At 70.1% G+C, this 13,253-nt stretch carries 10 protein-coding genes; 5 read left to right on the forward strand and 5 right to left on the reverse strand.

Annotated features, from left to right (window positions below):
* The first annotated feature begins 40 nt into the window (after positions 1 to 40).
* Positions 41 to 220, forward strand: a complete 180-nt coding sequence (locus BJY22_RS41790) for an NAD-dependent epimerase/dehydratase family protein (RefSeq protein WP_337758880.1) — start codon at positions 41 to 43, stop codon at positions 218 to 220.
* A gap of 41 nt (positions 221 to 261) precedes the next feature.
* The gene (locus BJY22_RS41145) at positions 262 to 489 is read left to right on the forward strand and encodes a hypothetical protein (protein ID WP_202891224.1); all 228 of its coding nucleotides are present in this window, start codon (positions 262 to 264) and stop codon (positions 487 to 489) included.
* On the opposite strand, the gene BJY22_RS22950 is transcribed toward BJY22_RS41145, so the two are convergent.
* Positions 482 to 1,840 carry an FAD-binding oxidoreductase gene (locus tag BJY22_RS22950; protein WP_167209963.1) on the reverse strand — a complete coding sequence of 453 codons (1,359 nt, stop codon included), beginning with the start codon at positions 1,838 to 1,840 and terminating at the stop codon, positions 482 to 484. The two genes, BJY22_RS41145 and BJY22_RS22950, sit on opposite strands and share 8 nt — an antisense overlap.
* A 215-nt stretch (positions 1,841 to 2,055) precedes the next feature.
* Between BJY22_RS22950 and BJY22_RS22955 the strand changes: the two genes are divergently transcribed.
* Both BJY22_RS22955 and BJY22_RS22960 read left to right on the forward strand, forming a co-directional pair.
* Positions 2,056 to 7,563, forward strand: coding sequence for an ATP-binding protein (locus BJY22_RS22955; RefSeq protein ID WP_167209965.1), 5,508 nt, complete (start codon positions 2,056 to 2,058; stop codon positions 7,561 to 7,563).
* A 21-nt stretch (positions 7,564 to 7,584) separates the two neighbouring features.
* A complete protein-coding gene (locus BJY22_RS22960) occupies positions 7,585 to 9,699 on the forward strand; it encodes a transglycosylase domain-containing protein (protein ID WP_167209967.1) in 2,115 nt (704 codons plus the stop codon).
* Positions 9,700 to 9,707: 8 nt separating this feature from the next.
* On the opposite strand, the gene BJY22_RS22965 is transcribed toward BJY22_RS22960, so the two are convergent.
* The 4 genes from BJY22_RS22965 to BJY22_RS22980 all read right to left on the reverse strand — a co-directional run bounded on the left by BJY22_RS22965 (position 9,708) and on the right by BJY22_RS22980 (position 12,135).
* Complete coding sequence (locus tag BJY22_RS22965) at positions 9,708 to 10,043, reverse strand: hypothetical protein (RefSeq protein ID WP_167209969.1); 336 nt, start codon at positions 10,041 to 10,043, stop codon at positions 9,708 to 9,710.
* Between the two features lie 79 nt (positions 10,044 to 10,122).
* Entirely contained in the window at positions 10,123 to 10,347 is a 225-nt protein-coding gene (gene infA / locus BJY22_RS22970) for a translation initiation factor IF-1 (RefSeq protein WP_167209971.1), read from the reverse strand.
* Positions 10,348 to 10,350: 3 nt separating this feature from the next.
* Positions 10,351 to 11,139, reverse strand: coding sequence for a GNAT family N-acetyltransferase (locus BJY22_RS22975; RefSeq protein WP_167209973.1), 789 nt, complete (start codon positions 11,137 to 11,139; stop codon positions 10,351 to 10,353).
* A 183-nt stretch (positions 11,140 to 11,322) separates the two neighbouring features.
* Entirely contained in the window at positions 11,323 to 12,135 is an 813-nt protein-coding gene (locus BJY22_RS22980) for an MBL fold metallo-hydrolase (protein WP_167209975.1), read from the reverse strand.
* Between the two features lie 132 nt (positions 12,136 to 12,267).
* On the opposite strand from BJY22_RS22980, the gene BJY22_RS22985 reads away from it, so the two are divergent.
* Positions 12,268 to 13,245 (forward strand): Gfo/Idh/MocA family protein, encoded by a 978-nt coding sequence (locus tag BJY22_RS22985; protein WP_167209977.1) that lies wholly within the window; start codon positions 12,268 to 12,270, stop codon positions 13,243 to 13,245.
* Positions 13,246 to 13,253: the final 8 nt, after the last annotated feature.

A 13,253-nucleotide genomic window follows, 5' to 3' on the forward strand; every position in this document is an offset into this window, starting at 1 on the left:
TCCACAGTGGCATTTCACACCCTAGTGCGATGATCACCGGGTGAGTGAACAGAGGCGGGTTGCGGTCACCGGCAGCAGCGGCAAGCTCGGCCGGGCGGTCGTCGATCATCTCGCGGACCACGGCTGGGACGTGGTCGCCCTCGACCAGGCTGCACCGGCGCGGGCCGACCTGACGTCCACACGGCTGGATCTGACCGATTTCGGCCAGACGGTGCTCTGAGAGCCGGCGTCCGCAAGCTCGTGTGGGCGTCGAGCGAGACGGTGCTGGGCCTGCCGTTCGACGAGTTCCCGCCGTACGTGCCGGTCGACGAGGACTACCCGCCGCGGGCGGACACGGTGATGTCCAGGCCCAACGAGGAGCTGCTCGCGGAGGTGTTTCCCGGCGTACCGGTCAAGCGGCCGTTCGGCCCGAACGAGACGCTGCTGTCCATCGACAAGGCCCGCCGCCTGCTCGGCTACGAACCGCAGTACTCGTGGCGGACTAGCTAGGACCGTACGGGAACAGCCGGTCGGGGTCGTACGTCGCGCGGACCTCCGCCAGCCGGGTGAAGGTCTCGGCCGGCCAGGACGCCTCGTACGACCCCGGCAGGGCGAAGCCGCCGGCGAAGTTCACCGTGGTCTCCGCGGACACCCACGGCCGGAGCCGCTCGAGGACTCCGGCGACCGTTGCCGGAAGCACCTTTTCGAAGAGGTTCGGGTCTGGTACGCCGATCAGCGTCAGCGTGCACGCCCCGCCGCGACCGCCGACCGCGCTGCCCTCCGGAACGTCGCGTTGCGTCGCACCACCCAGGTGCCGGATCTCGACCGCGATCAACGGGAGCTCCTGCTCCGGCCCGGCCACGTCCAGGAACGTGGTGACGAAGCCGGCGTCCAGTTCGTTCAGCATCAGCCCGCGGTCCCACGACGGCGTCGGGTCCTTCGGGTCGTTGTGGATGAGCGCGATGTCGCTCGCCGGCAGTTCGCCGACGCCGTCGATCAGCGTCGTACCGGCGTCCCGGATCGGCTGGAAGAGGCGCTTGCCCTCGGCGGCGTCACCGACGTACGCGAACCGCACGCTCAGCACGGTCTTGCCGCGCAGCGGCCCGGGGATGAACTCGAGCGGGGGCAGCCGCAGGATCACGACCGACGAGTTCGCGGTCTCGGGCAGCGTCTTCGTCCACTCCGCCCAGGTACGGAAGACGGGTGCGATGTGCTCCGCGTCGAAGAGCACCGAGCCGCCGTACAGGGTGGTCAGTTCGACCAGTCCGAAGTCCATCGCGGTGACGATGCCGAATCCGCCCTTGCCGCCGCGCAGTGCCCAGAACAGGTCCGGGTTCTCGGTCGCGTTCGCGGTCACGGCACCGGTGGCGGTCACAACCCGGAAGCCGCGCGCCCAGTCGGAGGAGAACCCGTAGGTGCGGGCGAGCGGTCCGAGGCCGCCGCCGAGCGTGTAGCCGATGCAGCCGACCGCGTCGGACGCGCCGGTGACCGGCGCCAGGCCGTGCGGTGCGGCGGCCGCGACCACCTCGGCCCACCGGCTGCCGGCGGCGATGTGCGCGACCTGCGCCTCCGCGTCGACGCTCACGCCGGTCATCCGCGTCGTGGTCACCACGATGCCGCCCTGGATCGGGTTCGGGATCCCGTGCCCGGTCGCGAGCACGCGGACCGGCGTACCGGTGCCGGCCGCCGCACGGACCACCGCCACCGCGTCGTCCTCGGACGTCAGCCCGACCACGACGTCCGGCGTGTGCGTCACCGCCAGGTTGAACCCGGACAACTCCTCGGCGTACCCCTCGTCGCCCGCCGCCAGCACCGGCCCGGCGACCTCGCCGCGCAGCCGGCCGATCACGTCGTCCGTCATGTCCCTCATCCCCTCCCAGAAGCCCTCCTGGCAGTTTTCCGCACGGCAGGGGTCATCGTCGGGGACGTCGTACCAGACGTCGAAACACGCCTGAACAGGGGGCCGACTCGACGGTAACGGCCGTGGACTGAAAACCTGTGCCAGCGACAGCTGTCTCCTGCGATCCAGGGGAGAGGTCTGTCCGCGAAACTCAGGGTGAGACACGGAGGCGGTCGATGTTCAAGCGTATCGCAATAGTGAACCGGGGTGAAGCCGCGATGCGGCTGATCAACGCGGTCCGCGAGGTCAACGCCGAGGGCGGTGACCCGATCGAGACCGTGGCCTTGTTCACCGACGGCGAGCGCACCGCGACCTTCGTGCGGGCCGCGGACATCAGCTACCCGCTCGGCCCGGCGTCGGCCCGGCCGTACCTCGACCTCGCGGTCCTGGAGCGTGCGCTGCGCGAGACCGGGGCGGACGCCGCCTGGGTCGGGTGGGGGTTCGTCGCCGAGGACCCCGCGTTCGCGGAGCTGTGCGACCGGATCGGCGTGACCTTCATCGGCCCGTCGGCAGAGGCGATGCGCAAGCTCGGCGACAAGATCGGCTCGAAGCTGATCGCCGAGGAGGTCGGCGTACCGGTCGCTCCGTGGAGCCGCGGCGCGGTCGAGTCGCTGGACGCGGCGCTGGCGGCGGCCGAGCGGATCGGGTACCCGTTGATGCTCAAGGCAACGGCCGGGGGCGGTGGCCGCGGTATCCGGGTGGTCCGTTCCGCCGGCGAGCTCTCCGAGGCGTACGCGCGGACCAGCGAGGAGGCGGCCCGCGCGTTCGGCAGCGGCGTGGTGTTCCTGGAGCGCCTCGTCACCGGCGCCCGGCACGTCGAGGTCCAGGTGATCGCGGACGGTGAGGGTACGGCGTGGGCGCTCGGCGTCCGGGACTGCTCGGTGCAGCGCCGCAACCAGAAGGTCATCGAGGAGTCGGCGTCGCCGCTGCTGTCCGCGTCGCAGGTCGATGACCTGAAGGCGTCCGCCGAGCGGCTCGCGATCGCGGTCGGGTACCGCGGTGCCGCGACGGTCGAGTTCCTGTACCACCCGGGGGAGAAGTCCTTCGCGTTCCTCGAGGTCAACACCCGGCTGCAGGTCGAGCACCCGATCACCGAGCTGACCACCGGGTTCGACCTGGTGAAGGCGCAGCTGCACGTGGCGTCCGGCGGCCGGCTGGTGGGCGGCAAGCCGGTGGAGAGCGGGCACGCGGTCGAGGCCCGGCTGAACGCCGAGGACCCGGACCGCGACTTCGCGCCGTCGCCGGGACGGATCGCCGTCCTCGACCTGCCCGCCGGTCCCGGGATCCGCGTGGACACCGGTGTCAGCGCCGGCGACAGCATCCCGGCCGACTTCGACTCGATGATCGCGAAGATCATCGGGTACGGCCGCACCCGCGAGGAGGCGCTCGCCCGGCTGCGGCGGGCGATGTCCGCGACGACCGTGCTGATCGAGGGCGGTGCGACCAACAAGAGCTTCATCCTCGAGCTGCTCGACCAGCCCGAGGTGATCGACGGCAGCGCGGACACCGGCTGGATCGACCGGGTGCGCGGTGAGGGTCGCCTGGTGTCGCACCGGCACTCCGGCGTCGCGCTGGTCGCGGCGGCGATCGAGGGGTACGAGGACGCCGAGCAGGTCGAGCGGACCCGGCTGCTGGAGACCGCGCACGGCGGCCGTCCGCAGGTCCAGCACGAGGTCGGTCGCGCGATCGACCTGAAGCTGCGCGGCGCGAGCTACCGGGTCACCGTGGCGCGGATCGGCCCGGAGCGGTTCCGCGTCGGCGTCGGTAACGGGAACGACCACTTGAAGGTGGTGGACGCCGAGCTGGAGCGGCTCGACGAGTACCGGAGCCGGCTGGTCGTCGGCGGGCAGCGGTTCCGCCTGGTGACCGCGACGCACGGGCCGGTGCACCTCGTCGAGGTCGACGGCGTGACGCACCGCGTGAGTCGCGACGAGGGCGGCGTACTGCGTTCGCCCGCGCCGGCGCTCGTGGTGGCGACGCCGGTGCAGACCGGCGCCGAGGTCGAGGCCGGTGCTCCCGTGCTGGTGCTGGAGAGCATGAAGATGGAGACGGTGCTCTACGCGCCGTTCAAGGCGACCGTGAAGGAGTTGCAGGTCTCCACCGGTAGCCAGGTGGAGACCGGCGCGCCGCTGCTGCGGCTGGAGCCGGTGGCGGACGAGTCCGCGGTTGCGGATGCTGCTCCGGTGCAGAACGGCGTACAGCTGGATCTGCCGAACGGGACAGGGGAGAAGTCCGCGGCCGAGCGGGTGGAGCGTGGGCTCGACGACCTGCGGAGCATGCTGCTCGGGTTCGACATCGACCCGCAGGACGAGGGCGGCATGCTGGCCGACTACCTCACGGCACGGTCGGAGCTCGCCGAGCCTCCTGTCGACGCCGAGATCGAGTTGCTGACGGTGTTCGCGGACTTCGCCGAGCTGAGCCGCAACCGGCCGGCAGGCGACACCGACACCACCATCGAGAACCGGGTGCACAGCCCGCGCGAGTACTTCTACACCTACCTGCAAAGCCTCGATCCGGACCGCGGCGGGCTGCCGACCGAGTTCCAGGCGCGGTTGACCCGGGTGCTGAGCAACTACGGCGTGACTGGGCTGGAGCGCAGCCCCGAGCTGGAGGAGGCGGTCTTCCGGATCTTCCTGGCACAGCAGCGCTCGACTCCCGACGTACTGCTGGTGACCTCGGTGCTGCAGCGGTGGATCGCCGAGCCGCGGCCGGAGGCGCCGTTGGACGAGTGCGTGCACGAGCTGCTGGACCGGTTGGTGCTGGCGACGCAGCTGCGGTTCCCGGTGGTGGGCGACCTGGCCCGCAGCGTGCGGTTCCGGTGGTTCGACCAGCCGCAGGTGGACGCCGAGCGGGCGTCGATCATCGCGGGCGTGGGCGACGAGGTCGCCGACCTGGCCGCGCACCCGGACGCGCCGGACCGGCAGCAGCGGATCGACGCGCTGGCCGCGATCCCGGAGCCGATCGTCCGGTTCCTCGCGCAGCGGGTGGAGCGCGGCTGGGGTGAGCGCGAGCCGATGCTCGAGGTGCTCGTCCGGCGGCACTACCGCGAGTACGAGCTGCACGACCTGCGGGAGTTCGCCGTCGACGGGCGGCCGTTCGCGACCGCCGACTACACGATCGACGACCGCCCGAGCCATCTCGTCACGACGGTCGGCACGGTCGCCGAGCTGGCCGACCCCGGCAGCGGCCTGTCGCGCGCGCTGACCGCTCAGGTCGACGCCCGTACGGCGGGTCACGAAGCGGTCGTCGAGCTGTACGTGTACGACTCGGACCTGCCCGAGTCGCAGCAGGACGCCTCGGACCTGTACCGCCGAATGGTCGCCGACCTGCCGATCGCCCAGCGGGTACGCCGGATCTCGGTCGCCGTCGCCCCGGGAGAGGGCCGCTCGGTCTCGTACTTCACGTACCGCCCAGCCGGCGGGTCGATGACCGAGGACGACAACGTCCGCGGCGTGCACCCGATGGTGGGTCGCCGCCTGAACCTCTGGCGGCTGCGCGACTTCCGCATCACCCGCCTCGACGCACCCGAGGACGTGCTCCTGTACTACTGCGTCGCGCGGGAGAACGAGGCCGACCGGCGGCTCGTCGCGCTGGCCCAGGTCCGCCAGTTCGCGGTCGTCCGCGACGAGGACGGCCAGGTCACGTCGCTGCCGCACGCGGAGCGCGCGATCGCTAACTGCCTGGAGGCGATCCGGCAGGCGCGGACGGCGCGCGGCGCGGCGGGTGCGAAGCTCGACATGAACCACGTGTGGGTGCAGATCTGGCCGGTGGTCGAGGCCCAGGTCGACGAGGTGACCGCGCTGCAGCGCAACATCGCCCCGATGACCGCGGGCGCCGGGATCGAGGAGGTCCTGGTCCAGGGCCGGGTCGCGGCGCCGGACGGCGCCGTCAACCCGGTCGCCGCGCGGTTCTACTACCAGCACGGTGCCGGAGTCGTCACCTCGGTGGAGCAGCCGCCGACCGGGCGGTTGCTGCCGCTCGACGACTACGCGCAGAAGGTGCAGCGGTCCCGGCGGCGGAACACGATCTACCCGTACGAGGTCAGCGGCATGGTCGCGGGCCAGGGCGGATCGTTCGTCGAGCACGACCTGGACGACAACGGCAACCTGGTCCCGGTGGACCGCCCGAAGGGCCTGAACAAGGCCGGCATCATCGTCGGCATCGTCACCACGCCGACGATCCGGTACCCCGAGGGCGTCACCCGGGTCGCGATGAGCGGCGACCCGACGAAGGCACTCGGCGCGGTGGCCGAGGCGGAGTGCGCGCGGATCATCGCGGCCCTCGACCTGGCCGAGCGGATGCGGGTCCCGGTCGAGTGGTACTCGCTGTCGGCCGGCGCCCGGATCTCGATGGACTCCGGCACCGAGAACATGGACTGGGTCGCCAAGGCGCTGAAGCGGATCGTCGAGTTCACCCAGGCCGGTGGCGAGATCAACGTCGTGGTCGCGGGCATCAACGTCGGCGCGCAGCCGTACTGGAACGCCGAGGCGACGATGCTGATGCACACCAAGGGCATCCTGGTGATGACGCCGGACAGCGCGATGGTGCTGACCGGAAAGCAGACGCTGGACTTCTCCGGCAGCGTGTCCGCCGAGGACAACTTCGGCATCGGCGGCTACGACCGGGTGATGGGCCCGAACGGGCAGGCGCAGTACTGGGCCGCGGACCTCAAGGGCGCGCGGGACGTGCTGATGACGTACTACGACCACACGTACGTCGTTCCGGGGGAGCGCGGGCCGCGGCGGGCAGAGACGTCGGACCCGGTGGACCGCGACGTCACGCCGTACCCGCACGACCTGGCCGGGAGCGACTTCAAGACGATCGGCGAGATCTTCTCGGCGGCGACCAACCCGGACCGGAAGAAGGCGTTCGACATCCGGACGCTGATGCGGGCGGTCACCGACCAGGACCACCCGGTGCTGGAGCGCTGGGCCGGGATGGCCGACGCCGACACCGCGGTCGTGCAGGACGCGCGGCTGGGCGGGTTCCCGGTGTGCCTGGTCGGGATCGAGTCCCGCTCGGTGCCGCGCCGGGGCTTCCCGCCCACCGACGGGCCGGACACCTACACCGCCGGCACGCTGTTCCCGCGGTCGTCGAAGAAGGTCGCGCGGGCGATCAACTCGGCCAGCGGGAACCGGCCGCTCGTGGTGCTGGCGAACCTGTCCGGGTTCGACGGCTCACCGGACTCGATGCGCAACCTGCAGCTCGAGTACGGCGCGGAGATCGGGCGCGCGATGGTGAACTTCCGCGGGCCGATCGTGTTCTGCGTCGTCTCGCGGTACCACGGCGGCGCGTTCGTGGTGTTCTCCAAGTCGCTGAACCCGTCGATGACGGTGCTCGCGGTGGAAGGCTCGTTCGCCTCGGTGCTCGGCGGCGCGCCGGCGGCGGCCGTCGTGTTCGCGGCCGAGGTGGACGCGCGGACCGCCGCGGATCCGCGGGTGGCGTCGCTGGCCGAGCGGGTCGGCGAGGCGTCCGGTGCGGAGCGGGCCGCGCTGGCGACGCAGCTTGCGGAGGTGCGTACCGCCGTACGGTCGGAGAAGTTGAGCGAAGTCGCAGCCGAGTTCGACCGCGTGCACAGTATCGAGCGGGCCCGCGAGGTCGGATCGGTCGACGAGGTCATCAGCGCGAGCGAACTGCGGCCAAAGTTGATCGAGGCAATCAATTCCGGGGTACCCCGGGCTTGAACGCTCGCATACCCTTGACGCATGCGTGCCGACAGGGGCGGTCGCAGTAAGGCTCGGTCGTTGATCATGTTCATCGGCGTGAGCGTGCTGTCGGGTGCGCTGGCGGCGGGACTCGCGGTCCCGTTCGCCGGCTTCGCCGGCCAGGGCTCGGAGCAGGTCGTGGAGACCGTCGAGAGCCTGCCCAAGGAGTTCGAGAGCGAGCCGCTGGCCGTCCGCAGCCGCATCCTCGCGGCGGACGGCTCGCTGCTCGCCACGCTCTACGAGCAGAACCGGGTACCGGTGCGGCTCAGCGCGATCAGCCCGATCATGCGCAAGGCGATCATCGCGATCGAGGACTCCCGGTTCTACGAGCACGGGGCGCTCGACCTGAAGGGCACGCTGCGCGCGATGGTGCGCAACCAGACCGGCGGCGAGGTGCAGCAGGGCGGGTCGAGCATCACCCAGCAGTACGTGAAGATGAGTCTGGTCGAGAAGGCGAAGACGGCGGAGGAGCGGGCGGAGGCCACCGAGGTCTCGTACCAGCGCAAACTGGCCGAGCTGCGGTACGCGATCGCGGTCGAGAGCGAGCTGTCCAAGGACCAGATCCTCGAGCGGTACCTGAACCTGGCGAACTTCGGTGACGGCACGTACGGCGTCCAGGCCGCGGCCCAGCACTACTTCCGTACGACGGCCGACAAGCTCACGCTCCCGCAGGCCGCGCTGCTCGCCGGACTGGTGAAGAACCCGACCGGCTACGACCCGACGAACGACATGGCCCGCGCCAAGGCCCGCCGGGACGTGGTGATCAAACGGATGCTCGAACTCGGCGTGATCACCGTGCACCAGGCGAACCTGGCGCTGCGAGCGCCGGTGATCGACCCGGCGAAGGTCGAGCCGGTGCCGAACGGGTGCGGCAACTCGCGGTACCCGTTCTACTGCGACTACGTGGTCTCCAAACTGCTCCAGAACCCGGAGCTCGGCGCGACCGTGAAGGACCGTGACCACCACCTGAAGACCGGCGGCCTGCTGATCCGGACCTCGATCGACCCGAAGATCCAGGCTGCCGCGCAGGCGTCGATCGACAAGCACACCCAGCGCACCGACAGTGCGGTCGCGGCGATCACGGTCGTCGAGCCGGGCACCGGCCTGGTGAAGGCGATGGTGCAGAGCCGCAAGTACGGCAACGGGCGCTTCCAGACGAACTACAACTACAACGTCGAGAAGTCGTACGCCGGCGGGTACGGCGGGTTCCAGAACGGCTCGACGATGAAGGCGTTCACGATCGCGGCGGCGCTGGCCAAGGGCATCCCGATGGACTACCGGATCAACTCGCCGCAGCAGATCGACATGAGCAAGACGAGGTTCCAGACCTGTAGCGGAACGACACGCGACCCGACGTACCGGCCGCGAAACTCCACCCGCGGCGGAAACCTGACCATGGTCGAGGCGGCCCGCTACTCGACCAACACGTACTTCCTGCAACTGTCACAGCGGACCGGGCTCTGCGCGATCGCGAAGGTCGCGGCCAAGCTCGGGATGTACAACGGCCAGACCGGCAAGCCGCTCGACGAGGTGATCTCGATGACGCTCGGCGTCGGGTACGTGACGCCGCTGATGCTGTCGAACGCGTACGCGACGTTCGCGGCGCGCGGGAAGTACTGCACGCCGCTGGTCGTCACGTCGGTGCGCGACAAGGCCGGGCGGCCGGTGCCCGGGCCCGGGATCGACTGCAAGCAGGTCCTGTCGCGGCAGGTCGCGGACGGTGTGAACCGGGTCCTCGCCGCGGTGATGATGCCGGGCGGCACCGGTGGGCGGCTGCGGTTCGGGACCCGCGACATGGCCGGCAAGACCGGAACCATCCAGGAGAACAAGGCCGTCTGGTACGCCGGGTACACGCCGAACCTGGCCGCCGCCGCGGTGGTCGCGGACGCGAACCTCCCGTACACGAACCTGATGTACCGCCACACGCTGAACGGCCGGGACATCTCCGACCCGACCGGTTCCGGCACCGCCGGGCCGCTGTGGCAGACCGCGATGCAAGGCGCCCTCAGCGGGCTGCCGGCCGAACGCTTCGTGGCGCCGCCGAAGAGGATGATCGGCAACCCGAACGCCAAGCCACCCGCGCCGCCCAAACCCACCGCGAACCGTCCGCGCTGAGCCTGGCTTCAGAGTGGTCTCAGGTCGCTGCCCGGGACCCAGGTGATCTCGCCGTTCTTGTCGCGGAAGCGGCCCAGCCATTCGCCGTTGTCGCGGATCCAGACGTCCAGTTCGCCGGTGGACCAGGTGGCCCGCTGGACCTGCTGGCTGGGATCCACATGCCGTACGGCGTCGGCCGGCCTCGGACCGTGAGCGTCGTACTGCACGTCCAGGTCGGAGGCCAGCTCCCGCGCCTTCCCTTCGTCGTCGATCCCTGTTGCACGCCACCCGTTGACCGCTCCGTCCCAGACGCCGAACCTGTTGGATCCGTCGTCGGACGGGCGAACCGTGAACCGACCAAGCATGTTTTCAGATTAGCGCGTCATCGAACATATGTTCTAGTCTTGATCCCGGCGGGAGGTGTGTGGGATGGGTGACAGCGGCTCAGTTCCGGTAGCGGAAGATGATCCGGCCCCGGGTCAGGTCGTAGGGGCTGAGCTCCACGAGGACGCGGTCCTCGGGGAGGATCTTGATGTAGTTCTTCCGGATCTTCCCGCTGATGTGGGCGAGGACCTGGTGACCGTTGGTGAGTTCGACCCGGAAGTTGGCGTTGCGGAGGCACTCGACGACGGTGCCCTCGACCTCGATGCCGCCTGCTGTTCTGGGCATCGTTCAGGCCTTTCCCGGCCGGTGGACCAGTTCCAGACTGCTGCCGGTACGGCGCGCGCCGAGCCCCTCGAGCAGCGCCGTCGCGGCCGTGTTGGTCTGGTCGACCTCCGCCGTGGCCGCCTCGAAGCCGGAGCGGTACAGCCCGTCCAGCGCGTGACGGAGCAAGGCCCGTCCGATCCCGCGTCGTTGCTCGGCGGCCAGTACGGCGATCAGCCCGATGCGCGGGCGCCGGGTCCTCGTCGCCAGCCGGACCAGCCCGACGTACCGGCCGTCCCGCATCGCGACCGTGTAGTTCGACGGGTGGAGCGGTCTCGTCCCGCCCTGCCAGGGCAGTACCTCCGCAGGCATGGTCTGCCAGCCGGCGCCTGCCTCGACCTCGGCGCGAATCGCTCGGTCGAGCTCGCGCAACGGAGCCTCGGCCGCGTCGCCGGAGATGACCACGCCTGGCGGTACGGTCGCCGCGGTGAGATCCGTGGGTACGGCGAACTCCGCTTCACGGCGCGAGGTCACGAATCCCGTGCGTGTCCAACTGGCCGTGAGATCACGGTCGGCCTCGTCGACCACCGTGTACAGCGGTGCCGCCTGGTCGGCCAGGATCGAGGCGGCGAGCTGGTCGAAGACATCGTCTCGCCAGGTGTCGATGCTGACGAAGGTCCGGCCGTCGAGCCGGCGGGAGGCGTGGCCGCGACCGACGACCAGGTCGTTCTCGATCGCGTGCCACTGATGGTCCGCGACGCGGGAGATCGTCACCGCGTGGGCGCCGAGGCCCGGACCGGAAGGCGAAGGGTTCATAGGTGTTTCCTCTCGGGAGTGCCTGAGGTCTCGAGGCGCTCCCGGCGACACCTACGTCAATCGCCCGCCCGTGACCACGAGGGGGGAGCACCCACTGCTACTGCGTTCATGGGGCGTCACCTCCAGGTGTGATGTCACGGACCACGGCACGGTACCAACCGGCCCACCGCACCAGCCAGCCATTTACGGGCTCTTCGGGGCGAACTGCTGTCGTTGCCAGGCGGCCACGTCGGGCAGCCAGTCGTTGCCGAACGTGGCCGACGGGCCGATGCGCGGGTCGTCGGCAGCCCGGCCGTCACGCAAGGCCTGGACGTACGCCCGGTCCAGGTCGATCCGTGTGCGTACCTGCTCGGCTCCGCCGACGGATCCGTGGCCGGGGATGACCACCTCGACGCCGTCCGCCACGTCCTCGAGCCGCCGCAGTCCGGCGAGGTAGTCCTCGAGCGGATCCGCGGCGCCCGGATCGGGGAACGGGATCAGGATGTCGGACAGCATGTCGCCGGCGACGAGGACGCCGCGCTCCTCGATCAACAACGCCGCATGGCCCTGGGCGTGCGCCGGATGCTCGATGATCCGGACGGCCGGGCCGTCCCAGGGAAGCTGAGCGGTCTCCGCGGGCAGGCCGGTGATGAGGCCGAAGAGGTCCAGCGGTATCTCGTCGGCGATCTCCGGCGGCAAGCCCTCGGCGACGACGTCCTTCCAGTCCGCGTTCGACAGCAGCTCTTGCAGAAAGGCCGCACCGCGGGCCGTGCCGTAACGGGGCACGTCGCCGAACTCGGGGTGCCAGAGCGCGTGATCCCAGTCAGGATGTGTCGAGAAACCCGCCACGACCGGCTGCCCCAACTCGCGCAGATCGCTCGCGAGACAGGCCATCTCGTCACCCGTGATCCCGGGATCGACCAGCAACACACCGCCCCGGCCTTGCACCACGACGGCGTTGTTCTGGAGTAGCTCGCTCTGGTGGGTCAGCACACCGTCAGCGACCTGCGTCAGCATGGCGAACACCGTAGTAGCTTCTTGGCGCATCGAACACGTCCCGCACGAAGATCGGGGCCTAGTGTGATGGTCGAGGAGCGCTTGCGGTCCGGTCGCGAGGGCAGAGGCGCCGGCACGAAAGGAGTCGCCAGCATGAAGGTCGCGTTGCTCGGCACCGGATTCGGCCAGGCCCACGCCGCCGTCTACGCCCAACGCCCCGACGTGGACGAGGTGATCGTCTTCGGGCGAACACCAGAGAAGCTGACCATGATCGGCGAGCAGTTCGGATTCACGACCACCACCGACCTGAGCTCCGTGATCACCGACGACTCGATGGACCTGATCGACATCTGCCTGCCCACCCGGCTGCACGCCGACGTGGCGGTGCAGGCGATGCAGGCAGGCCAGGACGTCCTGATCGAGTTGCCGCTGGCCGCCAACCTCGGCGACGCACGCCGCATCATCGAAGTCCAGCAGGCCACCGGCCGGCGGGCGTTCGTGGACATGTTCTCCAGGTTCACTCCCGCCCATCAGTGGCTACGCGACGCGGTGACCGACCGGCGCTACGGGTCACTGATGCTGCTCGAGAGCGAAGGGCGCACGGCGCTGTTGTGGCCGGGCTACGACCTCACCTTGCGCACGTTGGCGCTGGACATGATGCACGCCGACCTTGACCTGGTCACCGGACTGCTCGGCCGACCAGACACCGTCCAGGTCACCGGCATCGACGGGCCTGCCGGTCGCGGGTCCGCCGCATCGGTGCTGCTCAGCTACTCCGACGCGTTCGCTCGTCTCAGCAGCTCCGCGCTGATGCCTCAGCCCTACGGGATGCGAGGTGGCTGGCGCGCCGTCTTCGCCGACGGAACGCTCGAATACGCCATGACCGCCGGTTTCACCGGACAAGGCCAGGCCTCCCTCACCGAACACACCGCCGACGGCGAGCGCCCGATCGAGCTCGTCGACATCAGCCCCTATGCAGCCATGATCGACCACGTGCTCGCCTGCCTCACCGGGGACACCGACAACCGCATCGAACCCGCCAGTGCGTTGCTCGCCCTCGAACTCACCCTCGACGTCCACGAGCGCCTTACCCAGCCAGGGAGCCGACTCGACCCGATCCGAGAACCGTAGTACCGGTC

Source organism: Kribbella shirazensis (assembly GCF_011761605.1).
GTDB lineage: Bacteria > Actinomycetota > Actinomycetes > Propionibacteriales > Kribbellaceae > Kribbella > Kribbella shirazensis.